The sequence below is a fragment of the Burkholderia sp. SJZ089 genome (assembly GCF_007828315.1).
GTDB classification, from domain to species: Bacteria; Pseudomonadota; Gammaproteobacteria; order Burkholderiales; family Burkholderiaceae; genus Burkholderia; species Burkholderia gladioli.
Genome location: NZ_VIUM01000002.1, coordinates 597,396 through 623,012, shown reverse-complemented (window position 1 = coordinate 623,012; position 25,617 = coordinate 597,396). Strand labels below are relative to the sequence as shown.

Genomic DNA, 25,617 nt, shown 5'->3' with positions numbered 1-25,617 from the left:
CCGCCATGCCTGCTTCCTGGCATCCATGTCGAACAAGATGATTTCCAGCCACACCGACTTGCTGCAGCAACGCCTCGACGTGCTGGCCTCCGGGCCCTCGCGCGAGCGTCTGGTTGACGGCCTGCGCGGCATCGAAAAGGAAAGCCTGCGCGTGACGCGCGACGGCATGATCGCGATGACGCCGCATCCGCGCGCGCTGGGTTCCGCGCTCACCCATCCCTCGCTGACGACCGATTATTCCGAGGCGCTGATCGAGCTGATCACGCCGGCCGAGCGCGATGTCGCGCTCACGCTCGAGCGGCTCGACGCGCTGCATCGGGAGGTGTATGCCGCGCTCGGCGAGGAGATGCTGTGGAACGAGTCGATGCCCGGCAAGCTGCCGGCCGACGACGAGATCCCGATCGCCGATTACGGCAGCTCGAACATCGGCCGCCTGAAGACCATCTACCGGCGCGGCCTGGCCTATCGCTACGGCCGCACCATGCAGTGCATCGCCGGAATCCACTACAACTATTCGCTGCACGAGGACATCTGGCTGCGCCTGCGCGAGCACGCGCAATCGGCGGCCAGCGAGGTCGATTTTCAGTCCGAGCGGTATCTCGCGCAGATCCGCAATTTCCGTCGCACCAGCTGGCTGCTGATGTATCTGTTCGGTGCTTCGCCGGCGCTCGACAAGGCCTTTCTGCGCGGGCGCGACAGCACGCTGGAGAGCTTCGACGCCACCACGCTGTATCGGCCTTACGCGACCAGCCTGCGCATGAGCGATCTCGGGTATTCGAACACCACGGCGCAGGCTGCGTTGGTGGCGGACTACAACTCGCTGGATGCCTACCTCGATGCGCTGTCGAAGGCGGTCAGCGAGCCTTATCCGGCCTACGAGGCGATCGGCACGCATCGCGACGGCGAGTGGATCCAGCTCAATACCAACGTGCTGCAGATCGAGAACGAGTTCTACTCGACGATCCGCCCGAAGCGCGTGACCTACTCGGGCGAGCGGCCGTTGCATGCGCTCGCCTCGCGCGGCGTGCAGTACATCGAGGTGCGCTGCCTCGATATCGATCCGTTCGAGCCGACGGGGATCGCGCTGGACACGGCGCGCTTCATGGATGCGTATCTGCTGGTGTGTGCGCTGGATGACAGCGCGAAGCTCGAATGCGATGCGTATCGCGAAGCCAATGCGAACTTCGGCCGCGTGACGATGGAAGGGCGCAAGCCGGGGCTGGAACTGGTGCGCGACGGCGCGGCGATCTCGATGCGCGACTGGGCCGAGGAAGTGTTCGTGAAGATCGAGGCGGCGGCGCGCGTGCTTGATGAGATTCGTGGTGATGATGTGCATGCGCGCGCGGTGGCGGCGCAGCGCGTCAAGCTCGATGATCCGGAGTCCACGCCTTCGGCGCGTGTGCTGCGCGAGATGCGGGAGCGGGGGGAGTCGTTTCTTGACTTCGCGCGGCGGCAGAGCGAGGCGCATGCGGCTTACTTCCGTGCGCGGCCGCTTGATGCGGGGGCGGCGGATGCGGCGAAGCGGCTCGCGGAGAAGTCGCTGGCCGAGCAGGTGGAACTCGAAGGCAAGGATGGTGGGTCGTTCGATGCGTTCGTGGCGGCTTATCGGGCTTATACGTTGAATCGGTTCAGCGTGTGAGGTCCGGGCAGGGCTGCGATTGGATTTGCTGGCTGTTGTTTGTCGAAGGACAGACTTTGCTGAATCCATGGCGGCTCGGAAGTCCATCGTGCTTTATATTCCGCAGTGCTACCGAAACAGCGGCGGCCCGAGCTTGGCGGCTCTGGTAGTGCAATACCTCACGTGGGCGTGCGCCTGACATGGCACGCCCATCGTTTCAATGTGCGGGTCTCGGTGGAAATGGTGCCGTGTCCGATCTGCCGACCCGCCACGGCGCCCGCTTTTACTCCTGTTGCGGGCGCTCTGATCGAGGGAAGCACGCAATGAGCAAACACAAGCATGCCAAGCCTGTTCATCCGCGACAGCGCAATTTTCCGAACGACTACACCCGCGAAGATCTGATCGCACAACTGGTTGCGATGGGCGCTGAATGCTATCGTCAGGCCGAGCAGATTGAGGCGCTTATGCAACGTATATGTGAGTTGGAAGCCGAAGGCTCATTGCTGCGGGTGGGCGGCGAGCATGGGGCCAACGGCGGGATGGATGTGAATGGATATCGCCGCTGTGCCTCGGATTTTCTAGGTCGGCTTGATTCGATTGGGCTGGCTGAGCAAGGTGGATATTCCTGCGTGGCCGGACGAGTTGATGACGTCGAGTCTGAGTTCGGGCGTGATCTCAGCGCGGCGCCCGATATGGAGTCAGCAGACATCCGCCTTGGCAATTCGGTTCCAACTCCGTTGCGCTGGCCGCTAGCAGATTCAGCACCGCGACCTGTCTTTCGCATATTCGACTTGAGTATGTGATGAAGTCCGCGAGCGCGGTCCGGGATCGCGCTCCGACCATTCGACACTTGAGTAGGCCGGCTTTGATTGCGTTGACCACGAACGAGCGCGATACATTGAGAAAGCCGGCTGCCTCCAACGCCGTAAATTCGTGCACCGGTTACGCTGGAGGGATCGTATCTTCTCCGCTCACGGCCCGGGCCATCTCCCGATCTTTCTTCATCACCAGTCCCTTTGCATATCAAGCCTCTGGTGCCAAGCCAAGAAAGATCGAGTCACACACCACGGCTACCTCCGCTCCACACGACGGCTCGAGAACAAACAAAGCCTTCCGTCCCGCGACGAAATCGGCGAGACGCTGATCGATTAGCTTTCGATCCACAGTTGCTTGGAAGTCGTCTCTGCTGTCCACCCATCGGGACCACTGTTCGACCTCGGTCGCAGAGAAGCTGTATGTCGGCGAAATGAGAAGACGCGAGACGACGTTTTGTTCGGCGAAGTCGACGATTCGCTGGGAGACAACACCTACGAAGCGGAAAATCCCTGTCGTTCCGCCAAACCGGGCGAATCGAAGTAGCAACTCCCGATCGGCCGGACGATGTTCGATTCCGACCAACTCGGCGTCGTGAAATGTCGGCCCATCGCCCTTGAGTGCGACGACGTTTTGATAATTTTCGTATTGCATCCTCGTGCTCCGACTGTGCTCAGGGAAGAATGGACATAGGCGACCCGGGCCCACGTAGCGGCTTGCCAGTAAGTGGGCTGATTGCCCAGTTATGTGCGTGTGGGATGCCTTGGCCGTGATCATGGTCAAAATCGAAATCGACCGCCGGGTTGCCATCACCTCCGTACAACCGCATTTGGCCGCTGCCGGGATTCGTGTGCCAGGTGCCCGGTTTGCCTGTATTCGGCGTTTTTGCGATCTCGAAGGAGCCGTCGCCTGGCATCTTGTCGACGTACTCGAATGCGTGCGCGTCGCCAAGTGACGAAGATGGGGCGGTGTCTGGAGCAATCGCTGCGCTCTGCGTGCTGGCGATAACGCTTTCCAGATATTTGACCAGATCGGCGGCGCTCACGTCGTCGTAACGCTGCGCCCAAGAGTACGACTTCGGAGCGGAAGCTGCATCACTCAGGATGGTGGACGTGCCAGGCCTATCTGCTGCCATCTCAGCGAACGATCGACGAGAAGGTCCAATAGCGCGGCTTTGGAACGTGGGCTGAGGCGCTCCGCAACACTCGCTCGATTGTCTCGGCATGCGCTCTATCACGACCGTTAGCTTGCCGCCTCTCACGGCCGATCGAAGCGAAGCGCTCGCATCGCAGGAATTCACGCCGAGTGGGTTGTATTCCGTGCGAAGTCGGAGTTGCCGCAGGTAATCGCGCTCTTCGTGGACGGAACGTGTTCGCGGCCAGCGCCGCAGAAATTCCTTGGCGTCCTGTTGATGCTTCGCCGTCCAGATTCCCGAGCTTGCATTGTCGGAGAGGATTGCTTGTTCGCCAAACCCCAAGTTAATTTTGACCGAGGCCATTGTTCAACCGTCTCCATATACGAGGGAAGGGCCGTCATCGCAGCGCCCGCCTCCAGGAGACGAATTCGTATATCCATGGGAAGCCCGTGGAAGGGCTTCCTCAGATTCCTTACGCCGACAATCCGGAGGAACGTAACATGGCCGTTTTGTGCTTGATCGCGAGTTGATGCGTGCGGTTGTACATGCGTCAAGAACGAGGGGATTGGATGGATGTGGAGAGAAAGGCAGTCACTTTCTTCGTGATGGCGCAGGAAAGCTCACTGTGACGGGGGCGCCGAGTCGGGCAATGGAAGGGTTGCTGAAGCGTCAATACGACTTCTGACCACCTCGCCGACATCGATCCCGCAAAGCAAAAAGCCCAACCGTAAAGGCTGGGCTTTTTGTCGAGAATTCCTGGTGGGGCGTGAGTGACTCGAACACTCGACCTACGGATTAAGAGTCCCGCTTCCTGCAAATAGGCAAAAATCAAAGCGCAGTCAAATCAATGACTTGCAGCGGTAGCCGCCTCCTAATCGGCTGCGCTTTCCGCCCATTTAGGGGCTATTTTTGCCTACTTCGGTCAAGTTTTGGTCAAGGTGTTTTCGGTCACTTCCCTTAGTACAGGAGAAAGCATGATGCAGCCCCAATTCGAGACAATCGAAGAGTTCACGGCCACCTCTGAAATCTCCGACACCACGGTCAAGGTCCGGCTACGTCGGCAGGTTAACCACGAGCCTACGCGGTTCATTCGTGGGCCGTATTGGCTTGATTTGCACGCTGGTCGCGTGCATGTCCCGCACTACGGTGTAGATGAGAATTTCGCCCGCGAGGCGGCTGCCCGGTTCCTACTTCAGTACGTTCAGGGGATCGCTCCTCGCTTGCATTGACTGGTTTGGATTCACCGGCGAACGACTGCGCTAGGATCGACTCGAAGATCTGTTCCGCCTTCTGCAAGGCGAGGGCTTGCTGGTCGAGGACTGACCGTAGGTTTTCAACGTATCGGCCGAACGTCCTCTGCATTGGGAGCGGCGCAACAGGCAGTCTTAGCCGGAATAACTTCTCCTGGGAGATGTTTCGCATCGAGGCACTTGTCCCGGTCGACAGCGTTCCGAGTTCACCTCGTACATACCGGTTCTGGAACAGAGCGTGCATGTAGGCTTGATCGACCTCTTCGTTCCAAATGAACCGCCAGAGCTTGTCCGGCAAAAGGGTTTTGCCGTTCGTCTTCGCGACTATCGCCGTAGCGCCCACAAGTTCCTGGGTATTGGCTCGAGAGAAAAGCATATCTCCTGGTTGAATTAGGTGGTTACTCGGCGGCTCGTAACCAGCCGGCGCTGGCTTGCTCTCCGACTCTAGGTAATGGCCGGATGTAACTGCGCTGACCTTCAGAATTCTGTAAGGCGTTCCGTCTTCACTACCGGCTTGCAGGTTCTTCCCGCCTTCAAACCGAGCGACAAGATCCCTGATTGTTCGTATCGCCCACCCCTTCGGATTCGTCGACGGGTCACCGAACATTTCAACGAACAACGCTGGGATGATGGCTTGCGCCTTGGCCTGCGCTTCGCGGCGCAGGCGGACGATGCCCTCGGCGCGGGAGAGAAGGTCGACGATCTGACGCTGCTCGGCCAACGGCGGAACTGGGATCGTTGCTGAAGAAAGAAAAGTTGTGGGAACGCGCTGCTGACCGGCCGTTCCAGTGAAATTTCGCTTTGCGTCGGCACGGAAGGTTGACTGTCTAACGAAGTAAAACAGCCACTCGGGGAGAACTTCGTTCTTCGCGCGAAGAACATGGAACTCTGTCGAACCGAAACCGAGCCCACCCGTCAAGTTAGAGGCGATCGCCGCCTTGCCGTTTTCCATGCAAGGTGTGATCTTGGCGAATAGCACGTCACCGTTTTTGAAGTGCGTGTAACCCTTCCTCACCTGGGAAAATGGTCTCTCTTGGCGATCCTGTATCGTGCCCGACACTTCATCAATTGCTGCCATCGGAACAAACGAGACCTGTTGATCGTTACCAATACTATGGTCCCGTGACAACCGAGGGTTGATCTCGCAAATTTCTCCGATTGTTTTCACTTCCCACCGACTCATGCTGCACGCTCCGCCAACGCAGCGCGCAGTGCCTCGATTTCTTCAGTAATCTCAGCTTCGATAGCGGCCAGCTCGCCAAGCAACTCACCCGGATTTTGGTGCTCGATCTGCTCCTGGCTCATCGGACGGTAATGCCCAGCGGCGAGATTAAAGTCGTTGGCGCGCAAGGTGTCGATATCGGCAAACCACCACTGTGCCGACCATTGTGCAGCCGCATCACGCGCTCCCCACGTCCGGAGGTTCTGCTCGCGGTCGCGATAGGCGGCGATCAGCATCGGCAGGTCATCGTCCTCGATGGCAACGTCGTGATTCGCGTCCAGCTTGTAGCCGTCGTTTTCGGCGTGTAGGAATAGGACGTTCTCAGTCTTGCCTCCTTTGCGGAAAAACAGTACGGACGTCTTCACCCCCGAATACGGCTGGAAAACACCACCCGGCAAACTCATTACCGCCTCAACGCGGTTGTTTTCGATTAACTGGCGCCGCAGCTCCTTGTGCGCGCCGGTCGAGCCGAAAAGCACGCCCTCGGGCACGACCACTCCGCAGCGCCCTCCCGGACGCAGCGAGTCCACCATGTATTTCAGGAACAGGAGTTCGGTCGCCGTCGTCGTGCCGATCTTCACATCATCGACAATGCGGTCCTTGTCCACTCGACCAGAGAACGGTGGGTTTGCTAGGACAACGTGATAACCAGACTCGGGCAAGCCTAGCTCTGCCTTGCTTTCGGCATCAAGCGTCGTCGTCAGCACGTTACGCTGCAGAATACGCACATTCGGTAAGCCACGCAGCGTCAGGTTCATGGTTGCCAATCGCACCATCTTCGGGTCGACATCGTTGCCGAAGAACGTCTGATTTTGCAACGCCGACATTTGCCTCGTCGATAGCCGGTCGCCCAGCCCCCGTGCCTGAACTTTGCCGTCGAGCTCAACGCGCTGAATCGCGGCAGGCGAAGAATTCGCCAGGCGAATATGGTTATAGGCGGCAACGAGGAAGCCGGACGTACCCACCGCTGGATCGTAGATCGTCTCGCCCACCTGTGGGTCGATCATCTCGACAATGGCGCGGATGATATGGCGTGGCGTGCGAAACTGGCCAAGTTCGCCTGCCTGCTTGATCTGTCGCAACACATGTTCGAACAGGTCGCCCTTGGTGTCGGCATCGGCACGGTCAAGCCGAAGGCCGTCAATCAGCGTCACCACCTGAGTCAGCACCGTCGGCTCATCAATCACGAGTCGCGCGCCGTGCATGAAGTTTACGGCGGAGTCCCCAGCCAGCTCGGTGAAGAACGAGAAAACCTCGTCGCGCACGAAGCGAACCAGGGGCTCACCAGACAGGCCCTTGGCCCAAATGGACCAGCGAAAACGCTCCCGCGCGATGGTTTTCTTGCCCTTCTGCGGGGCGTTCAGCGGATTTTTGAGTGTCCAGTCTCCAGCAAACACGCTTTCGTAAGGTTGCTTCAATACCTTGGCGCGTATCTGGTTCTGGGCGTCGATTCCTTCGACCAGATAGAAGTAAAACAGGAACGAAAGCTGTTCTGCGTTGCTGACGGGATCAGGGTAGCCGCCGCCGAACAGATAGTTGCGTATCTGTTCGACATCGCGGCGCATCTCGGGGGTAAGGGGCATTGCTTCTATCTAACTTGTTTAGTGTTGTGACGGTGCCTGCTGTTGTACAAGCACTGCAGAATCGGAATCGTTCCCTTGGGATAAATAGACCGCGGTGTTCAGGCCGTCCAGCAGCGCACCCAGTTTTGCGTCTCCGCCAAAGATGCGGGCGGCTTCCGGCAATCCGCCCATCAACGTGAATGGCGGAAACGCGAAATGCCCGGTCGTGAATTCGTCCCAGGTGTCGGCGTTGGCGCGGAGCTGACTGCCCACGGTCAGCAGCCACCGTTGCTGATCGGGCATCAGCGCATCCTCGCGCTCAAGCATCCACGCCTCGAAGCGTGCGCCGATCTCCGCGCGACGTTGTTCCGAAGCTTCCGGGAATACCATGTTGCCGTTCTCATCGACCATTATCCACTCGCGCGTGGCTGGGTCGATATGATCGTCAACGTCCAGGGAAATGAGCTTGCGTGGTTCGCCCCTGGGTTTGCGGGGGCGCTCGACGACAATGCCGCCTTCGCCCGGGCCTTCGATGTCGCCGTGATAGTCGGTCACTCCGACGAAATCGAACAAAGTGAAGATTGGCTTGCCCTTCGCTTTGCGCGTGCCGCGCCCGCGCATCTGTTGATACAGAATCGCGGATCGGGTGAAGCGGGCAAAGATGAGGTTCACTACTTCAGGACAATCGAAGCCGGTATCGAGCATGTTCACGGAGACCAGTATCTGGGGGAACGGTTCTTTTTTGAATCGTTTGATTTTGGTCATACCGTCTGCCGTGTCGTCCGGGCCAGCACCAGACACCACGTAATCGGCATAGCGCACGTCCGGCGAGGGTTTCTGGTCGGCGAACGCTTTGTCGAACATGGTCGCCAGCGTTTCCGCGTGGCGCTTGTTGACGGCAAACACGATGGTCTTGCCGATCAGCGGCTTGCGTAGCACGCGCTGCGCGTCGGTAAAGCCGTTGGTCAGCACTTCACGGAACTCGCGCACGATTGCGCGATTGCGCTCGGGGATCGTGAATTTCCGCTCCAGCACGGACGGGTCAACGACAATGGTGTCCTGACTGCCGAACAGCGCTTCCAGTTCGGCATGCGTCTCGGCATCCATCGCCGACCAGTCGAGTTCTTTCCGGCTTACCGGAAAGCCGCCATCCGCCGCCGTCTTGACTGTTTTAGCCTTGAAAACCTGATAGGGCACGAGGTAGCCGTCCCGGATCGCATCCTTCATCTTGTAGCTGAAGGTCGGGCGATCTACCTCAAAGAAGCGCAACGTGTCGCGAATGAACAGCTTGTCCTCGTCGTCACCGAAATCTTCCGGGTTCGCGACGCACGGTGTGGCGGTTAGCCCGACTTGAATGCCGTCAAAGTGTTTCAGCACGCCGCTCCACTTGCCATAAATCGAGCGGTGGCATTCGTCTGAGATCACCAAATCGAAATAGCCAGACGAATAGTCACGGTAGATGTTCACCATGCTTTGCAGCGTAGTGATCGTGATGCGCTTCTCGTCCTGAAATCGGCGTCCGGCCCGCAGCACATAGGAGGGATAGTCGGTCAGGTGCTCGACAAACACATCCTCTGTCTGCCTTGCCAGCTGAATGCGATCCACCAGAAACAGTACGCGCGTGACCGCATTCGCTTCGAAAAGCCGTTTGATGAACGCTGCGGCGGTACGGGTCTTGCCTGTGCCGGTCGCCATCTCCACCAGCAACTTGCGACGGCCTGCGCCGATCTCCCGGCACAGGGTATCAATGCACTCGGTCTGATAATCACGCTCGACGATGTGCCGGTCGATGGGCATGGTCAACGGATCGCGTTTCACCTGGGCCGTCGCGGCGCGGCGTTCCAGGTCATCTTGCGAGAAGAATGTCTTGACTGCGCGCGGGAATGCTTCGCGTTGCCATTCCCAAAAGCGAATTTCGTCGCCGTTGGCGAGAAAAATGTAAGGTACCTTGATCTGCTCAGCGTACCCCTTAGCCTGCGCTTCGGCCTGCGCGGGATTGATGGATGCCTTCTTGGCCTCGATGACAGCGAGCGCGCGCCCATTGCGGTCGCACAGTACGTAATCGGCCTTCGTCTTGTCGGGCAGCACATATTCAAACCGGACCGAGTTGGTATCGAGCACGTCCCAGCCTTTGTCTTTGAGCTGAGCGTCAATCTTCACGCGGGAGAAGGCTTCGTTCGTGTTCGGTGCCATGAGCGTTTCCTTCAATTCCCTTGCGGTCGGATTGGTCAGTTTGGAGGCGGCCTCGTATTTTATCGGACGAACGCTGTTGAGCAGGCTGCAACCGTGGTTTGGAAGGCAGCACCGGGTGCCCATCCGCAAGCCCAGCCCTCAGGCTTACGTCCGTGTGAACCCGAACCCAGACTGGACTATCCCAGTCGCTGTCGTGGAGCTGAAGGAGGATAACGACGTTTATCTGGTGCGGCCCGAACTGTACCCAGCCCTCGCCCAAGAGGCGAAGGCGAAGCAGCTGTACGTCGGGGTAACCCGCGACGGAAATCCTTTCGTGTGGCTGGTGAACATGCCCGGCCCGGATGGTCGCCTCGACACATGGTCTCAGTCCGCACACGCTGGGGCCAATCTGGCAAAAACACACTGGGTTCGCATCAAGTCGAACCGGGACCTCGGCGCATATGAGGTGCTACAGGCCACCAACCTGAAAGACGAACCGTCGTCGCATGATGCCGGTCGCGATCGATGAGGTGAGGCTGTCGTGGTCGCACGCTGCTCAGGCGCTGGTTCCAGTGCAAGGAGAAGCTCCGGTCAGGCCCGTGTCCCACGGCGGCCGGTTCATCAAGGGGCCGATTCCCCTGGACTGGATCGGCCGGGCGGCCTGCCTGCCAGGGAAGACCTTGCATGTGGCGCTTGCCCTGCAATACCTGGCCGGCCTCCAGAAGACCCATACCGTCAAGCTGGGAGCGAAGGCGCTGGCCGTTCTGGGGGTCGCCCGGGACGCCAAATACGAGGCGCTCGACCGCCTCCAGGCGGCGGGCCTGATTACCGTGGAGCGAACACGGGGGCGTGCCCCCATCGTGACCATGCTGGTCGGCGCCAAAGAAGGCTGAGCCGCCATGAATGAGGAAATGGCCCTGACGCTGCAGCAGGTTGCCGACCGACTGCAACTGTCCTACAGCACGGTTTTCGCGATGCGGCACCGTGTCGGGTTCCGGCTGCCGGGCTCACGCGTCTGGCGAGTATTGCCGTCCCGGCTTGCCGAACTCTGTGAAACCAAGAACAATGTGACCCGGCTATCGATGCGGGTCGCTGGAGAGAATCAATGTCCATCCGCAAAGATAAAAATTCCGGGGTCTGGCATCTCGACATCCGCACGCCAGGCGGCGAAAGAATTAGACGCTCTACTGAAACCAAAGACCGGAAGGCGGCCCAGAAATACCACGACTGCCTGAAGGCTGAACTATGGCGACAGGACAAGCTGGGCGAAGTGCCTGATCGCTCCTTCGAGGAAGCGGCCGTCAAGTTCTTACGGGAGTGTGGGGGCCAGCGCGACTACGCCACCAAGCTGCGGCATGTCGCGTACTGGCGCGAGCAGTTCTCGGGCCGCTCGGTTCGTTCTTTAACAGCCGACGAAATCACGGACGCCTTGCCCACGCATCGAGTTGTTAAGGGTAAGCCTGCCGAGCAGCTGACCGGCAGCACGCGCAATCGGTATATCGCTACTATCAAGCGTCTGCTGAATCTGTGCGAGGCATGGGAGTGGATCGACCGGGTGCCCAAACTCCCCCGGTACTTCGAGCCGGACGTGCGTGTCCGATGGGAGCCGCCCGAGGTTATCGCGGCGCTCATCAATGCACTGCGATTGCGCTGGATGCGTGACGCTACCATTGTGGCGGTCGCCACGGGCATGCGTCAGTCCGAGCTGTTTGGGCTTACGCCGTCCCAGGTCGATTTGGCCCAGTGCAATGCGTGGATCACGCATAGGGGGCGAAATCCAAGCGTGCGCGCTCAGTGCCGCTGAACGACGACGCGGTGGGTGTGCTCGCTCGCCGGTTAGAGTCTTCAGAGCGTCTCGTTTTCACTCGCGGGGAAGGGCTCGATGCTCGCATCCAGCAAATCGACACACGAGACTGGGAGCGGGCCTGCCAAGCAGTCGGCATCGACGATTTTCACTGGCACGATCTGCGCCACACATGGGCAAGCTGGCATGTCCAGCGCGGCACGCCGTTGATGGTGCTGAAGGAACTGGGCGGGTGGGAAACGATTGAGATGGTGCAGAAGTACGCCCACCTCGCCCCCAGTCACTTGGCCGAACACGCAGGTACGGTCAAGTTTTGGTCAAGATTGGGGGAGCAGAAAGAAAAAATGCCGCTGACTAGCGGCGGCATAGTTTCTTGATTCTGAAGGGAATTCTTTGGTGGGGCGTGAGTGACTCGAACACTCGACCTACGGATTAAGAGTCCGCTGCTCTACCAACTGAGCTAACGCCCCCAACAGAAAAAAGATTATGCACGAGCTTCCGCCCCGTGTCTAGCCCTTTCTCGCTTTTTTCTCCAAAAAGTTCTGGAACCCATCCCGAGGCCTTCCTCGGCGCACGAAACGTCGAGCCCTCGACGCTCCCGGTATGATGACGCCCACATCCGCCGCGCAGCATTCGCGCGGCCCTGCCGAGGATTCCACGATGGACGAGAACGCGGTTCGCGAGCTGCTCGATCGGCTGCTCGCGCCTTGGGTGCGCTCGCTCGGGCTGGTGCCGGTGGCCGTATCGGACGAGGCGGTGACGCTGCGCCTGCCGTTCTCGGGCGAGCTGCGGCATTCGGGCGGCGTGATCTGCGGCCAGGTGTTCATGGCCGCGGCCGACACGGCGATGCTCGCCGCGATCTCGCTGAAGCTCGGCGAATTCCGGCCGATGACCACCGTCGCGCTGAACACCAGCTTCATGCGCGCGGTCCGCTGCGGCGACCTGCTGGTCACGGCGCGCGTGCTGCGCATGGGCCGCAACCTCGTGTTCGGCGAGATCGAGGTGCTCGACGACGAAGGGCGGATGGCGGTGCATGCCACCTCCACCTACGCGCTCGTCAACTGAGCCGCGGCAACGGCAATCCAGCCAGACAAACGAAGAGAGAAAGAGAGTCAGTCCATGTTCGACCAGGTCGTATTCGCCGGCGGTGGCAACCGCTGCTGGTGGCAGGCGGGTTTCTGGGACGTCGCGCAACCGGCGCTCGGCATCCGTCCGCGCGTGATCACCGGCATCTCGGCCGGCGCGGCCACGGCCTGCATGCTCTATACGAGCGACTCGCAATGGGTGATGCGCTATTACCTGGACGCCCTGCGCGGCAACACCAGGAACGCCTACTGGGGCAACCTGCTGCGCGGCAAGCCGGTGTTCCCGCATTACCGGATCTATCGGCAGGCGCTGGTCGATATCTACGGCGAGCGCTTCACCCAGCTGGCCGACGCGCCGGAAATCCGCATCGGCGTGTCGCACGTGCCGCGCTGGCTCGGCGCGCGCAGCGCGGTGGCGGCGGGCCTGATCGCCTACAACATCGAGAAATACATCCGCAAGACGCTGCATCCCACGCTCGGCCAGTCGCTCGGCTTTCGCCCGGAGTTCGTGCGCGCCCAGGATTGCGCCCATGTCGACGAGCTGGCCGACCTGATCCTGCAGTCCTCGTGCACGCCGCCGTTCACGCCGGTGCTGCGTCGCGCGGGGCGGCCGGTGCTGGATGGCGGGATGGTCGACAACGTGCCGGTCGGCGCGCTCGACGCCACGCCGGGCAGGGTGCTGGTGATGGTGACGCGGCGCTATCCGCGGCCGCAGCGCTTCACGGTCGCGCACGGCGAGCAGACGCGTCTCTACGTGCAGCCCTCGGCCAAGGTGCCGATCTCGAGCTGGGACTACACGAGCCCCGGCCAGATGCAGCACGCCTACGATCTCGGCCGCCGCGACGGCGAGGACTTCGTCGCCGCGATGGGAACGGAAGCTGCGCAGGCGCGGCGCGAAAGCGTCGCGTCCTGAGGCTTCGATAGACAGAAAGATAGAGACGGGCGGCGGCGCGCAAGGCGCCGCCATGCCTTTGCCCGGCGCCGCTCAGGCGCGCCGGCTGCGCCCGCCGACCAGCGCGTCGGGGTTGGCCACGCTCGACATGTCGCCCGAATCGAAGGCGAGGATATTGCGGAACGCGGCGCCGAAATACAGCTCGTAGCTCTCGCGCTCGACATAGCCGATATGCGGCGTGCAGATCACGTTTTCCATGCGCAGCAGGCTGTAGCCCTGCAGGATCGGCTCGCTCTCGAACACGTCGATGGCGACCATGCCCGGCCGGTTGTAGGCGAGCGCATTGACCAGCGCGCTGTCCTCGAGCAGTTCGGCGCGGCTGGTGTTCACCAGCAGCGAGGTCGGCTTCATGCGCATCAGGTCGTCCTGCTTGACGATGCCGCGCGTCTCGTCGTTCAGGCGCAGATGCAGGGTGAGGATATCGGCCTCCTCGAAGAAGGCTTCGCGGCTGGCCGCCGTGTCGTGGCCGTCGGCGCGCGCGCGCTCGATCGAATGCTCGCGGCCCCACACCAGCACCTTCATGCCGAAGGCCTTGCCGTAGCCGGCCACCATCTGGCCGATCTTGCCGTAGCCCCAGATGCCGAGCGTCTGGCCGCGCAGCACCTGGCCGAGGCCGAAGTTGGGCGGCATCGCCGAGGTCTTCAGGCCCGATTGTTGCCAGGCGCCCTGCTTGAGGTTGGCGACATACTGCGGGATGCGGCGCTGGGCGGCCATGATCAGCGCCCAGGTCAGCTCGGCCGGCGCCACCGGCGAGCCGGTGCCTTCCAGCACGGCGATGCCGCGCTCGGTGCAGGCAGCCATGTCGATATGGCTGGAAGCCTTGCCGGTCTGGCTGATCATGCGCAGATGCGGCAGTTTTGCCAGCAGTTGCGAGGTGATGTGCGTACGTTCGCGAATCAGGACCAGGGCCTCGACTTCGGCGAGGCGGCTCGCGAGCTGGCCGAGCCCGCGCACGGTATTGTTGAAGACCTTAACCTCGTGGTCGGCGAGCAACTCGAAACAGGTGAGCTTGCGGACGGCGTCCTGATAGTCGTCGAGGATGGCTATTTTCATGAAGGGTTCGGAAGCGGCACGAAAGACGGAAAGCACCGGGCGACAAGGCGCGCCGGCGGCCCGCACGGCGGGGCCGCCATGATCTTATGACGGCGGCGGCGCGGGTGTATCGCTTTTTAACAGCTTGTTACGGGCGCTGCGGCGCCATCTTGTCGATCGCTGATCGTACGCAATGCCGGCCACCGTTGAGCTGGCGTAGAAAATGGGCGTATTCGGAGCCTATTGTTTCTGTGATCAGAATAATTAGATGAATCCTGGCTCAAGCCCGGGCTGGGGCGAACATTTTTTGTGGATTTCCCACACTCTGACGGCAACTCTGCACCAAATCCGCTGTCGTAGGAGAATTACGCATTTGCTACACAATTTTGAAGCTGTAAAGCACAGCGGCGGGAGTGGTTATGGATCATTTGCAGTCGATGCGAGTGTTCGTCAAGGTGGCGGATCTGGGCAGCTTCGCGCGAGCGGCCAGTGCGATGGATATCTCGAACGCCGTGGCCACGCGCCATGTCGCGGATCTCGAAGGCCGGCTCGGCACGCGCCTGCTGAACCGGACCACGCGCAGCCTTTCCCTGACCGAATCCGGTCAGGTCTATCTTGAACGTGCCCGCCAGATTCTCGACGAGCTCGAGGACGTCGAGCAGATGGTGGTGGCGCGCAATCATGAGCCGGTCGGCACGTTGCGCATCGTCGCGCCGGTCGTGTTCGGCCTGCACAACCTCGCGCCGGTGCTGCAGACCTACACCCAGCGCTATCCCAAGGTGATTCCCGACCTGACCCTCGTTGACCGCCAGGTCGACCTGGTCGAGGAAGGCTTCGACGTCGGCGTGGTGATCGCGCGGCAGATGCGCAGCGCCAGCATCGTCACGCGCCGCCTGACCACCGGCTGCATGACGGTCTGCGCGACGCCCGCCTACCTGGAGCAGCATGGCGTGCCGACCCATCCCGAGCATTTGATGGAGCACCCCTCGCTGAGCCTGCCCTCCGAATACTGGGGCGACGAGCGTGTGTTCACGGGGCCGGACGGCGAGGTGCGGGTGCGGCCGACCAATGTGATCGTCGCCAACAATACCGAGATGCTGCGCCAGTTCGCGCTGCTCGGCATGGGCATCGCGATGCTGCCGAGCTACCTGATCGGCGGCGACACGGCGCGCGGCAAGCTGGTGCGCCTGCTGCCCGACTACCGCCTGCCGCAAGTCGAGATCAACGTTGCGTACCCGAGCCGTCGCCACCTGCCGGCCAAGGTCCGCACCTTCATCGATCACCTGGTCGAGCACTTCAGCCATTCGCCGGAAACGGCGCTCGGCGAGCAGTGGGCCGGCAGCGGCCTGCAGCCGCCGTCGCAGTCTGACCTGGCCGCCGCGCCGCAAGGCAGCTCGCGCCCGGCCGGCCCGTCGATGCCGGCGCCGCTGCCGAAGAATCGCCAGCGCGTGACCGCGCCGACGCCGCTCTAAGCCGTAGGCGCCGAACACAAAAAAGCGCGCTGTCCGTGAGGACAGCGCGCTTTTTGCGTCTTGCGGATCGCTTTGCCCGAGATGGCGAGGGGCAGCCCACGAAGGGCCGCCCCGCGCTACCTCGTCACGAACCGGTCTTGCGAGCCGGTGCCTTCTTGGCCGCAGCCGTTTTCTTGGCGGCCGGCGCCTTCTTCGCGGCGGCCGTCTTCTTGGCCGGTACTGCGGCTTCGGCCGCATCCGAACCGGCGCCGTCCTCGTTGGCGGCCGCGGCGGTCTTCTTCGCCGCGGTCTTCTTGGCGGCGGCGCCCGGCTTCGGCTCCTTCTTCTCGAACTCGAAGCCGATCTTGCCGTCGGGCTGCTTGACCAGGAAGGCCTTGAAGTTGCGGCCGGTGCGCGAGGACTTGAAGTTCGGCAGCAGGTCGGTGCGGCCGTCCGACAGCAGCTTGGCCATCTGCTCGCGAGCGATCTCCTGCTGCAGGATCACCTTGCCGGAGCGGAAGTCGCAGGTCTTCGGGTTGGCCACCGAGTTCTCGCAGACATAGCTCATGCCGTGCTCGAACACGCGAGCGCCGCACTTCGGGCAGGCGCCCACCGGCTCCTGCGCGGAGAAGTCGGGCGCCTCGCCGTCCTCGCCGCCCTGGTCCTGGCCGAAATCGAACTCGAGCTTGTAGTTCTTGGTCTCGTCGTCGAAGGACAGCTTGAGGATCGCCGAGAACGGCCGGCCCATCTTGCTGCGGAAGCCCGACAGCGGGCCGATTTCCTTCTTCTGCAGCAGTTCCTCGACCTCGGGGATCTCGAACTGGCGGCTGCCCGGGATCTTGGAGATCGAGAACTCGCACTTGGTGCAGGCGAAGCGCCGGTAGTTCTCCTTCACCTGGCCGCCGCAATTCGGGCACGGCGTCTGGAGCGTCGCGTAGTCGCCCGGGATCGTGTCCGAATCGTATTCCTTGGCGCGTTTGACGATGGTCTGCGTCATCCGCGCGATTTCCTGCATGAAGGTATCGCGAGGCAGGTTGCCGCGTTCCATCTGCGAGAGCTTGTATTCCCATTCGCCGGTCAGCTCGGGCGCGGTCAGCTCCTTCACGCCGAGGCCGCGCAGCAGGGTGGTGAGCTGGAACGCCTTGGCGGTCGGGATCAGCTCGCGGCCTTCGCGGATCAGGTATTTCTCGCCGAGCAGGCCTTCGATGATGGCCGCGCGCGTGGCCGGCGTGCCGAGCCCCTTGGCGGCCATCGCCTCGCGCAGCTCGTCGTCCTCGACCAGCTTGCCGGCGCCTTCCATCGCCGACAGCAGGGTGGCTTCCGAATAGCGCGCGGGCGGCTTGGTCACCAGCTGGTGCGCGGCGATCTTGTCGGTCTTGACCTTCTCGTCCTTCTGCACCGGCACCAGGTTGGCATCGGCGCCCTCGGCGTCGCGGCCATAGACCTGCAGCCAGCCCGGCTCGACCAGCACCTTGCCCTCGGTCTTGAAGTGATGGCCGGCCACCTCGGTGATGCGGGTGGTGACCTTGTACTCGGCCGCCGGGAAGAACACCGCCAGGAAGCGCTTGACCACCAGGTCGTAGAGCTTCTGCTCCGGCTCGGACAGGGCCTTGGGCGCCTGCAGCGTCGGGATGATGGCGAAGTGGTCGCTGATCTTGGCGTTGTCGAAGATCCGCTTGTTCGGCTTGACCCAGCCCTTGTCGAGCACCTGCTTGGCGTGCGGCAGGTAGTTGTTGCTCTCCTTGAGCATCTCCATGGTCTGCTTGACGGTGCCGAGGTAGTCCTCGGGCAGCGCGCGCGCGTCGGTACGCGGGTAGGTCAGCACCTTGTGCTTTTCATACAGCGCCTGGGCCAGGCCCAGCGTGTTCTTGGCGGAGAAGCCGAAACGGCTGTTCGCCTCGCGCTGCAGGCTGGTCAGGTCGTAGAGCAGCGGCGAGAGCTGGGTCGAGGGCTTGGATTCCTCGCTGACCACGCCGATCTGGCCGCGGCAGGCCGCCACGATGGTTTCGGCCGCCGGCAGCGCCCACAGGCGCGAATCGCGCTTCTCGGGATCGTGCTCGTCGCGCTTGAATTTCGGGTCGTACCAGCGGCCTTCGTAGAAGCCGCCGGCGCAGACGAATTCGGCGCGCACTTCCCAGTAGTCGCGCGGCACGAAGCGCCGGATCTTCTCCTCGCGCTCCACCACGATCGACAGCGTCGGCGTCTGCACGCGCCCGACGGTGGTCAGGAAGAAGCCGCCGCCCTTGCTGTTGAAGGCGGTCATCGCGCGCGTGCCGTTGATGCCGACCAGCCAGTCGGCTTCCGAGCGGCAGCGGGCGGCGTCGGCCAGCGGCTGCATGTCGGCGTCGCTGCGCAGCTTGGCGAAACCGTCGCGGATCGCGGCCGGCGTCATCGACTGGAGCCAGAGGCGCTGGACCGGCTGCTTGGCCTTCGCGTGCTGCGCGATCAGGCGGAAAATCAGCTCGCCCTCGCGCCCCGCGTCACATGCGTTGATGAGGCGGTCGATGTCCTTGCGCTTGATCAGCTTGGTCAGCACCTTGAGCCGCGATTCGCTTTTTGCGATCGGGTTGAGGTCGAAATGCGGGGGGATGACGGGCAGATGCGCGAAACTCCATTTGCCGCGCTTGACCTCGTATTCCTCGGGCGCGGCGATTTCGAGCAGGTGGCCGACCGCGGACGATAGGACGAAGTCGTCGCTTTCGAAGTATTCGTCATGCTTGGTAAAGCCGCCCAGGGCCCGCGCGATATCGTTCGCGACAGAAGGCTTTTCCGCAATGATCAGTGCTTTGGACATGACTCGAGTGGGTTGGATAGACCGGATGGCCGTCTGACGGCCCTTTTACGTCGGCTTTATAGCACACGGCGCCGGGTCGTCACCCGGCTCGCGTAAAAAGCGGCCCATCATAAGTGGGGGCCGAAGCGCCGGCAAGCCTGCCGAAGCGCCGTGTGGCGCGGGCCTCGGCGGGGTGCGAGCGATCGGTGTGCAGATGCATCGACTTCGGGGTCAGACGGCCACGTCGAGCAGATTGCGCAGTTTCGGCGCATGGGTCACCCCGGGAATCGCGCTCAGATCGCTCAGCATCCGCTCGACGATGCCCGCGTGCGGCAGCACGGTGCCGAAGAAGCGCACGGCGTGGGCGTCCTCGATCAGGATGGTCGGGAAGTTCTCGACGTCGAAATCGTCGAGGCGGTCGGCATGGGTCTCGATGTCGATCCACACGAAGCAGGCCTCGGGATGGGCGGCGGCGAGCCGCTCGAAGGTGTCGTCGTAGTCGCGGCAGGTGCCGCACCATTCGGCGCACAGGCAGGCGACGAGCAGCGCGTTGGGGTCACGGAGGCGCTCGGCGATCCGATCGGCGTCGGTGTCGAGGTTCAGCGCGGGCATCACGGTTCCTTGCTGGATGGCGGTGGCGCGGGTTGCGCCATATCGCCGGAATGTAGCACGGCATGCGCGGGGGGCGTGGCGGGTGCGTCGAGCCGCTGGTAGCGGTCGCCGGGCAGGCTCGCCACGCGGCCGGCCAGTTCCAGCCGTAGCAGCAGGTGCGGCAGCGCGTCGGCGGCGATGCCGGCGCGCGCGGCCAGCAGATCGACCGGCACCGGGCCGTGGCCGAGCGCGTCGAGCAGGGCCAGCGCCTCGGGCGGCAAGGGGGCGCCTTGCCGGGCGGCACCGCTGGCCGGCGTGAGGTGATCGGCGCCGCCGTCGACGTGGCGTGGCGATGCGCCGTCGTCGGTGCATTCCAGATCCGGGCGGTCTCGCGGATAGGCTGGATCGCGCGTGGCGCAATCGTGAGCGTCGGCATGGCGGCTGCGCTTCGCGGCGGAGCGAGTGCTTGCCGCTTCGCCTTCACGGACCATCGCATCGACGTCGACCGCCGCGATGCCGAGCTCCACCAGCACGTCGGCCGGCGTCTCGACCAGCTTCGCGCCATCGCGGATCAGGGCATGGCAGCCGCGCGAGAGCGGGGCATGGATCGAACCGGGGATCGCGAACACGTCGCGGCCCAGCTCGTTGGCCAGGCGCGCGGTGATCAGCGAGCCCGAGCGCGGCGCCGCCTCGACCACCAGCACGCCCTCGCAGAGCGCCGCGATCAGGCGATTGCGCTGCGGGAAGTTGGCCGCGCGCGCCGGCGTGCCGAGCGGCCATTCGGACAGCAGCGCGCCGTGCGCCGCGATCTGCCGGGCGAGTTGCCGATGCGCGGCAGGGTAGACGCGATCGAGCCCCGTGCCGACCACCGCGACGGTGCCGGCCGCGCCCTCCAGCGCGCCGCGATGCGCGGCCGCGTCGATGCCGCGCGCGAGCCCCGACACCACCACCAGCCCCGCGTCGGCGAAGCGGCGCGCGAAATAGGCGGCATCGGCGCGGCCCTGCGGCGTGGCGAGCCGGCTGCCGACCATCGCCACCGCGCGCGCTTGCAGCCAGGCGGGATCGCCTCTTACATATAGCAGCGGCGGCGGATCGTAGAGCATCGCGATGCGCGGCGGGTAGGCAGGATCGTGGCGTGTGAGCAGGCGGGCGTGCGGCGTGGCGAGCCAGTCGAGCACGGCATCGGCGGCCGCCTCACAGCCCGCGCCGCGCGGCCCCAGCACGATACGCGCGACGGCCGGGCCAACCAGCGCCGCGAGCCGCGCGTGATCGGCGCCGAACAGCGCCTCGATCGAATCGAAGGCGCGCAGCAGCGCCTCGCAGGCCGCGGCCGGCAGGCTCGGCACCGAGGCCAGATGCAACCAGGCAAGCAGCGTCTCGCGCGCGGGCACGGCCGCGCTCATCGGCCCCGCCCGGCCCACGGCCTGCGACGCGCAAGCCGCCATGCTAGAATTTTCGCCATTCGAAATAAAACGAACGATCGCGCGCACCGGCCCGCCGCGTTGGGCTGCGCGCTGGATATCGCGCGATTGCAGCCTCATCTTCCGGCTATCGCGACGGCGCGGCCAGTCGGCCGAATGGCCGGTCCGCCCGCCCCAACCGCTTTCCGAATCGAAACATCATGGCGCTTCTGAACATCCTGCATTACCCCGACAAACGGCTGCACAAGGTGGCCAAGCCCGTCGACGTGGTCGACGATCGCATCCGCAAGCTGGTCGACGACATGGCCGAGACCATGTACGCCGCGCCCGGCATCGGCCTGGCCGCCACCCAGGTGGACGTGCACGAGCGTGTGATCGTGATCGACACCTCCGAGGACAAGAACGCGCTGCAGGTCTTCATCAATCCCGAGATCGTCTGGTCCAGCGACGGCAAGCAGGTCTACGAGGAAGGCTGCCTGTCGGTGCCGGGCGTCTACGACGAGGTCGAGCGGCCCGATCACGTGCGCGTGCGCGCGCTGGGCCGCGACGGCCAGCCCTTCGAGCTCGAGTGCGAGGGGCTGCTGGCGGTCTGCATCCAGCACGAGATGGATCATCTGATGGGCCGCGTGTTCGTCCAGTACCTCTCGCCGCTCAAGCAGAACCGCATCAAGAGCAAGATGAAGAAACTCGAACGCGCGATGTGACGCGCGTGACGGACCGATCCTCCATGAGCCATTCGTTGCGCGTCATCTTCGCCGGCACGCCGGAATTCGCCGCGGCCGCGCTGGCCGCGATCCATCAAGCCGGCTTCCCGGTGCCGCTGGTGCTGACCCAGCCCGACCGGCCCGCCGGGCGCGGCATGAAACTGCAGGCCAGCGCGGTCAAGCAATACGCGCTCGAACACGGCCTGCCGGTCGCGCAGCCGCCCTCGCTGCGCCGCAACGGCAAGTTCCCGGCCGAGGCGGCCACCGCGCTCGACACGCTGAACGCCACGCCGCACGACGTGATGGTGGTGGCCGCCTACGGGCTGCTGCTGCCGCAGGAAGTGCTCGATATCCCGCGCCACGGCTGCATCAACATCCATGCCTCGCTGCTGCCGCGCTGGCGCGGCGCCGCGCCGATCCACCGCTCGATCGAGGCCGGCGACGCCGAGACCGGCGTCACGCTGATGCAGATGGATGCGGGGCTCGATACCGGCGCGATGATCTCGGAGGCGCGCGTGGCGATCGCCGGGGATGACACCACCGCGTCGCTGCACGACAAGCTCGCGACGCTCGGCGCGCAACTGATCGTCGAGGCGCTGGTGAAGCTCGAGCGCGAGGGCAAGCTCGCCGCCACGCCGCAGCCGGCCGAGGGCATCACCTATGCCGAGAAGATCGGCAAGCACGAGGCCGCGCTCGACTGGCGCGAGCCGGCCGAGGTACTGGCGCGGCGCATCCGCGCCTTCGATCCGTTCCCGGGCGGCGCGGGTACGCTCGATGGCAGCGTGCTGAAGCTGTGGGCCGCCGAGGCGGTGGCCGCGCGCGGCGCGGCCGAGCCCGGCACCATCGTCGAAGCTGGTGCCGAAGGCGTGCTGATCGCCTGCGGCAGCGGTACGCTGCGCGTCACGCAGTTGCAGAAACCGGGCGGCAAGCGGCTGCCCGCGCGTGAGTTCCTGGCCGGCGCGCCGCTCGCGGCCGGCCAGCGTTTCGCCTTGCCCGAGCCGGCCTGAGCGGCGGGCGGGGCCGAAGCCGGCGGCGATCGCGCGGCGCTTCGGGCGGCGTGCGATCCGCTCCGGTGCCGCCTCGCCGCGCGGCGTCGCGATCGCCGCGAATGCCGTTAATGCCGCCGCCGAGGTTGCGCCCCAAGCGCTGCCGCCCGCGCGACGAGACGCGTAGAATGCCTGCTGTCCCCGCCGCGGTTTCGAAGGTCCCCCCATGCTTGGCATCACCCATTTCGGTTTCTTCGTGCTGGCCGTGTTCCTGCTGAACATCACGCCCGGCCCGGATACCGCCTATATCGTCGGCCGCAGCGTCGCGCAGGGCCGCAGCGCCGGCATCGTCTCGGCGTTCGGGATCGCGGCCGGCTGCGGCGTCCACACGCTGGCCTGCGCGTTCGGGCTGACCGCGCTGATCGCCGCCTCGCCGCTGGCCTTTACGGCCGTCAAGTACGCCGGCGCCGCCTACCTGATCTACCTCGGCGTGAAGCTGGTGCTGTCGCGGCCCGCCGCGACGCCGGCGTCTTCCGAAGCACCGGCTGCCGCCGGTCCGGCGCGCCCCCTGCGCCAGCTGTTCGTGCAGGGCGTCACCACCAACGTGTTGAACCCGAAGGTGGTGCTGTTCTTCATCTCGTTCTTCCCGCAATTCGTGGCGGCCGACAGCGCGCACAAGACCCTCGCGTTCCTCGCGCTGGGCGGCGTATTCGTGTTGCAGGGCCTGATCTGGAGCCTGGTGGTGGCCTGGGTGGCCGGCACCGTCACGCGGCGCTTCGCCGGCAACGGCGCGCTGAAGACCTGGCTCGACCGCCTGGTCGGCAGCGCCTTCGTCGGCCTCGGCCTGCGGCTGGCCGCGGCGACCCAGCGCTGAGGCGGTGCCGATACGCGTTCTGTCACTCACGCGTTTCGTCATTTCGAGATATTGAATTTTTCCGACACGCCCTTATCTAACGATTCGCTTACAATCGCTTGGCGGCGCGACTGGGATGCCGCCGAGTGTGGTTACGGTCTCAAGGAGTGGACTATGTTCAATTGGGTCAAGACGGCGATGCTGATGGCCGCGATCACGGCCCTGTTCATCGTGATCGGCGGGATGATCGGCGGCTCGCGCGGCATGATGATCGCGCTGCTGTTCGCGCTCGCCATGAATTTCTTCTCGTACTGGTACTCGGACAAGATGGTGCTGCGCATGTACAACGCGCAGGAAGTCGACGAGAGCACCGCGCCGCAGTTCTATCGCATGGTGCGCGAGCTGGCCACGCGCGCGAACCTGCCGATGCCGCGCGTCTACCTGATCGACGAGGCCGCGCCGAACGCGTTCGCCACCGGGCGCGACCCCGAGCATGCGGCGGTGGCTGCCACCACCGGCATCCTGCGCGTGCTGTCCGAGCGCGAGATGCGCGGGGTGATGGCGCACGAGCTGGCCCACGTCAAGCACCGCGACATTCTGATCTCGACCATCTCGGCCACCATGGCCGGCGCGATCTCGGCGCTCGCGAACTTCGCGATGTTCTTCGGCGGGCGCGACGAGAACGGCCGCCCGAGCAACCCGATCGCCGGTATCGCGGTGGCGCTGCTTGCGCCGATCGCCGGCGCGCTGATCCAGATGGCGATCTCGCGCGCCCGCGAATTCGAGGCCGACCGCGGCGGCGCGCAGATCTCGGGCGATCCGCAGGCGCTCGCCACCGCGCTCGACAAGATCCATCGCTATGCCGCCGGCATCCCCTTCGCGACGGCCGAGGCGCACCCGGCCACCGCGCAGATGATGATCATGAATCCGCTGGCCGGTGGTGGGCTGCAGAACCTGTTCAGCACTCACCCGGCCACCGAGGAGCGCATCGCGCGCCTGATGGAGATGGCGCGCACGGGGCGCTTCGAGTGATTTTCGAGGTCGGGATGCCGTCGGTATCCTGATCGTCGCGATGACTGCGGGATATCGATCCCGCCTATCGCTCAAGACGCGCGAACGGTAGGCGGGGCTAGGGATCAGCGACGGTCAAACGATCGATGCAGGAACAGACCTCGGCGCGCAATGCGTCGAAAGCAGGATTTCGGTCAACGACAAAAACCATCGCCGATCCACGCGCTGCCGTTCGAGCAGCAATCAATTGGGCCTCTCGAGGGTGTCTATTGTTTTACAATAGGGCCTTCGGAAACGCAGATGACGGAGGCCCGGCATGGCTGAAGCGTTGAAAACGGTAACGGCACAATTGCCCGTCAACCTCGTGGAGCGGATGGACGCCATGGCGGCACGGCTGGACCGCTCGAAGCAATGGATCGTCCGCAAGGCGGTGGTTGCCTACCTCGCCCGTGCGGAACGCGAACGCGCCATGATCCAGGAAGGGTTGGACGACGTCGACGCGGCGAGATTGGTGTCGATGGAGGCGATGGAGCGCTGGGCGGATTCGCTCGGGACCGACCACGAACTACCGCTGCCGAAGGTTGGCGAGTGAGGCAAGTTCCCGTCGTTTTCACGAGCAAGGCGGCGTCCGACATGCTCGCGATCTTCGAGTTCGAGAAAAAGATCAATGGAGTGCTGAAAGCACGGGAGATTGTGAAGGCGCTCACCGCCGAAGGAAAATCGCTCGGCGTCGCGTTGCGTCACCGCATCGGCGAGGAACTCGACGGATGGGAAGGTCCTCCGGCGCGCGAGATCCACAAGGACGTTTGTTTGCACGGCGATTACGAGATTCACTACGAAATCGTCCCGGCCTACGAACCGATTCCGGCCGGCATCGTGATCCTCCGCGTGTGGGACACTCGGCAGGACCGATAGGACACGGGGCTGACAGCCCCGTTTTTTATGCCCGCGGATTTTGCGTGACGGCGGTCACCGCCATCGCATCGCCTTGTTCACCCGATCCTCAAGCCACGCCGAGGCATGACGCCTGCGTTGCGCTGCCTGGCCGGCTTGCCCGCGCCCGCTTCTCTCACCCACGCGACACATCCCGACACTTCCCCACAGTCCCACACAAATCCGCATTATTTCGAGACAGACGCGCATCGCCACGCTCCCTAGACTGCGGCGGCCTCTTCACCAACC

Annotated in this window: 22 protein-coding genes, 1 tRNA gene and 1 pseudogene; 14 read left to right on the top strand and 10 right to left on the bottom strand. The window is 63.7% G+C overall.

The genetic code is table 11. The features are described 5' to 3' along the window. Positions 1-25 precede the first annotated feature (25 nt). On the top strand, positions 26-1,639 hold the full coding sequence (gshA, locus tag FB600_RS05905) for a glutamate--cysteine ligase (RefSeq protein WP_186016327.1): 1,614 nt from the start codon (positions 26-28) through the stop codon (positions 1,637-1,639). A gap of 302 nt (positions 1,640-1,941) precedes the next feature. Further along, the gene (locus FB600_RS05900) at positions 1,942-2,421 is read left to right on the top strand and encodes a hypothetical protein (protein WP_145756363.1); all 480 of its coding nucleotides are present in this window, start codon (positions 1,942-1,944) and stop codon (positions 2,419-2,421) included. 220 nt (positions 2,422-2,641) lie between these two features. On the opposite strand, the gene FB600_RS05895 is transcribed toward FB600_RS05900, so the two are convergent. The 5 genes from FB600_RS05895 to FB600_RS05875 all read right to left on the bottom strand — a co-directional run bounded on the left by FB600_RS05895 (position 2,642) and on the right by FB600_RS05875 (position 9,793). Then, the gene (locus FB600_RS05895; protein WP_145756362.1) at positions 2,642-3,085 is read right to left on the bottom strand and encodes a hypothetical protein; all 444 of its coding nucleotides are present in this window, start codon (positions 3,083-3,085) and stop codon (positions 2,642-2,644) included. A 19-nt stretch (positions 3,086-3,104) separates the two neighbouring features. Then, positions 3,105-3,929 carry a hypothetical protein gene (locus FB600_RS05890; RefSeq protein WP_145756361.1) on the bottom strand — a complete coding sequence of 275 codons (825 nt, stop codon included), beginning with the start codon at positions 3,927-3,929 and terminating at the stop codon, positions 3,105-3,107. A gap of 723 nt (positions 3,930-4,652) precedes the next feature. Then, the gene (locus FB600_RS05885; protein ID WP_145756360.1) at positions 4,653-5,999 is read right to left on the bottom strand and encodes a restriction endonuclease subunit S; all 1,347 of its coding nucleotides are present in this window, start codon (positions 5,997-5,999) and stop codon (positions 4,653-4,655) included. Continuing rightward, positions 5,996-7,621, bottom strand: coding sequence for a class I SAM-dependent DNA methyltransferase (locus FB600_RS05880; protein WP_098181468.1), 1,626 nt, complete (start codon positions 7,619-7,621; stop codon positions 5,996-5,998). The genes FB600_RS05885 and FB600_RS05880 overlap by 4 nt, the downstream gene beginning before the upstream one ends. Positions 7,622-7,639: 18 nt before the next feature. Continuing rightward, on the bottom strand, positions 7,640-9,793 hold the full coding sequence (locus FB600_RS05875; RefSeq protein ID WP_145756359.1) for a DEAD/DEAH box helicase family protein: 2,154 nt from the start codon (positions 9,791-9,793) through the stop codon (positions 7,640-7,642). Here FB600_RS05875 and FB600_RS05870 point away from each other — a divergent pair. From FB600_RS05870 to FB600_RS38040, 3 genes and pseudogenes are all read left to right on the top strand, one after another. Next, complete coding sequence (locus FB600_RS05870; protein ID WP_127837649.1) at positions 9,792-10,301, top strand: hypothetical protein; 510 nt, start codon at positions 9,792-9,794, stop codon at positions 10,299-10,301. The genes FB600_RS05875 and FB600_RS05870 overlap by 2 nt on opposite strands. Next, the gene (locus tag FB600_RS05865; protein ID WP_145756358.1) at positions 10,279-10,665 is read left to right on the top strand and encodes a hypothetical protein; all 387 of its coding nucleotides are present in this window, start codon (positions 10,279-10,281) and stop codon (positions 10,663-10,665) included. Before FB600_RS05870 ends, FB600_RS05865 begins: the two co-directional genes overlap by 23 nt. 212 nt (positions 10,666-10,877) lie before the next feature. Further along, positions 10,878-11,953, top strand: a pseudogene (locus FB600_RS38040) (tyrosine-type recombinase/integrase). Positions 11,954-11,970: 17 nt separating this feature from the next. Here FB600_RS38040 and FB600_RS05850 read toward each other — a convergent pair. Continuing rightward, positions 11,971-12,046 (bottom strand) — tRNA-Lys (locus FB600_RS05850). Between the two features lie 190 nt (positions 12,047-12,236). Here FB600_RS05850 and FB600_RS05845 point away from each other — a divergent pair. Continuing rightward, complete coding sequence (locus tag FB600_RS05845; protein ID WP_145756355.1) at positions 12,237-12,641, top strand: PaaI family thioesterase; 405 nt, start codon at positions 12,237-12,239, stop codon at positions 12,639-12,641. A 54-nt stretch (positions 12,642-12,695) separates the two neighbouring features. Then, the gene (locus tag FB600_RS05840; protein WP_098181472.1) at positions 12,696-13,574 is read left to right on the top strand and encodes a patatin-like phospholipase family protein; all 879 of its coding nucleotides are present in this window, start codon (positions 12,696-12,698) and stop codon (positions 13,572-13,574) included. Positions 13,575-13,646: 72 nt separating this feature from the next. Here the strand turns inward: FB600_RS05840 and FB600_RS05835 are convergent, their stop codons facing one another. Then, a complete protein-coding gene (locus FB600_RS05835) occupies positions 13,647-14,666 on the bottom strand; it encodes a D-2-hydroxyacid dehydrogenase family protein (protein WP_013699756.1) in 1,020 nt (339 codons plus the stop codon). A gap of 398 nt (positions 14,667-15,064) precedes the next feature. Here FB600_RS05835 and FB600_RS05830 point away from each other — a divergent pair, with 398 nt between their 5' ends. After that, positions 15,065-16,117 (top strand): LysR family transcriptional regulator, encoded by a 1,053-nt coding sequence (locus tag FB600_RS05830; protein WP_025097238.1) that lies wholly within the window; start codon positions 15,065-15,067, stop codon positions 16,115-16,117. 124 nt (positions 16,118-16,241) lie between these two features. Here the strand turns inward: FB600_RS05830 and FB600_RS05825 are convergent, their stop codons facing one another. The 3 genes from FB600_RS05825 to dprA all read right to left on the bottom strand — a co-directional run bounded on the left by FB600_RS05825 (position 16,242) and on the right by dprA (position 20,863). Continuing rightward, positions 16,242-18,890 carry a DNA topoisomerase III gene (locus FB600_RS05825; RefSeq protein WP_046575281.1) on the bottom strand — a complete coding sequence of 883 codons (2,649 nt, stop codon included), beginning with the start codon at positions 18,888-18,890 and terminating at the stop codon, positions 16,242-16,244. A 210-nt stretch (positions 18,891-19,100) separates the two neighbouring features. Beyond that, positions 19,101-19,481 carry a thioredoxin family protein gene (locus FB600_RS05820; RefSeq protein WP_013699753.1) on the bottom strand — a complete coding sequence of 127 codons (381 nt, stop codon included), beginning with the start codon at positions 19,479-19,481 and terminating at the stop codon, positions 19,101-19,103. Then, positions 19,481-20,863 carry a DNA-processing protein DprA gene (gene dprA / locus FB600_RS05815; protein WP_145756354.1) on the bottom strand — a complete coding sequence of 461 codons (1,383 nt, stop codon included), beginning with the start codon at positions 20,861-20,863 and terminating at the stop codon, positions 19,481-19,483. Before dprA ends, FB600_RS05820 begins: the two co-directional genes overlap by 1 nt. Positions 20,864-21,081: 218 nt before the next feature. Between dprA and def the strand changes: the two genes are divergently transcribed. From def to FB600_RS05785, 6 genes are all read left to right on the top strand, one after another. Then, a complete protein-coding gene (gene def / locus FB600_RS05810; RefSeq protein ID WP_013699751.1) occupies positions 21,082-21,585 on the top strand; it encodes a peptide deformylase in 504 nt (167 codons plus the stop codon). Positions 21,586-21,608: 23 nt separating this feature from the next. Further along, positions 21,609-22,592 (top strand): methionyl-tRNA formyltransferase, encoded by a 984-nt coding sequence (gene fmt / locus FB600_RS05805; protein WP_145756353.1) that lies wholly within the window; start codon positions 21,609-21,611, stop codon positions 22,590-22,592. A 205-nt stretch (positions 22,593-22,797) separates the two neighbouring features. Further along, positions 22,798-23,445, top strand: a complete 648-nt coding sequence (locus FB600_RS05800; protein ID WP_036048800.1) for a LysE family translocator — start codon at positions 22,798-22,800, stop codon at positions 23,443-23,445. Positions 23,446-23,598: 153 nt separating this feature from the next. Then, on the top strand, positions 23,599-24,456 hold the full coding sequence (gene htpX / locus FB600_RS05795) for a zinc metalloprotease HtpX (RefSeq protein WP_013699748.1): 858 nt from the start codon (positions 23,599-23,601) through the stop codon (positions 24,454-24,456). Between the two features lie 295 nt (positions 24,457-24,751). Beyond that, positions 24,752-25,027 carry a CopG family ribbon-helix-helix protein gene (locus FB600_RS05790; protein ID WP_036048802.1) on the top strand — a complete coding sequence of 92 codons (276 nt, stop codon included), beginning with the start codon at positions 24,752-24,754 and terminating at the stop codon, positions 25,025-25,027. Between the two features lie 41 nt (positions 25,028-25,068). Continuing rightward, positions 25,069-25,350, top strand: a complete 282-nt coding sequence (locus FB600_RS05785; RefSeq protein WP_217281962.1) for a type II toxin-antitoxin system RelE/ParE family toxin — start codon at positions 25,069-25,071, stop codon at positions 25,348-25,350. The last annotated feature ends 267 nt before the right edge of the window (positions 25,351-25,617 follow it).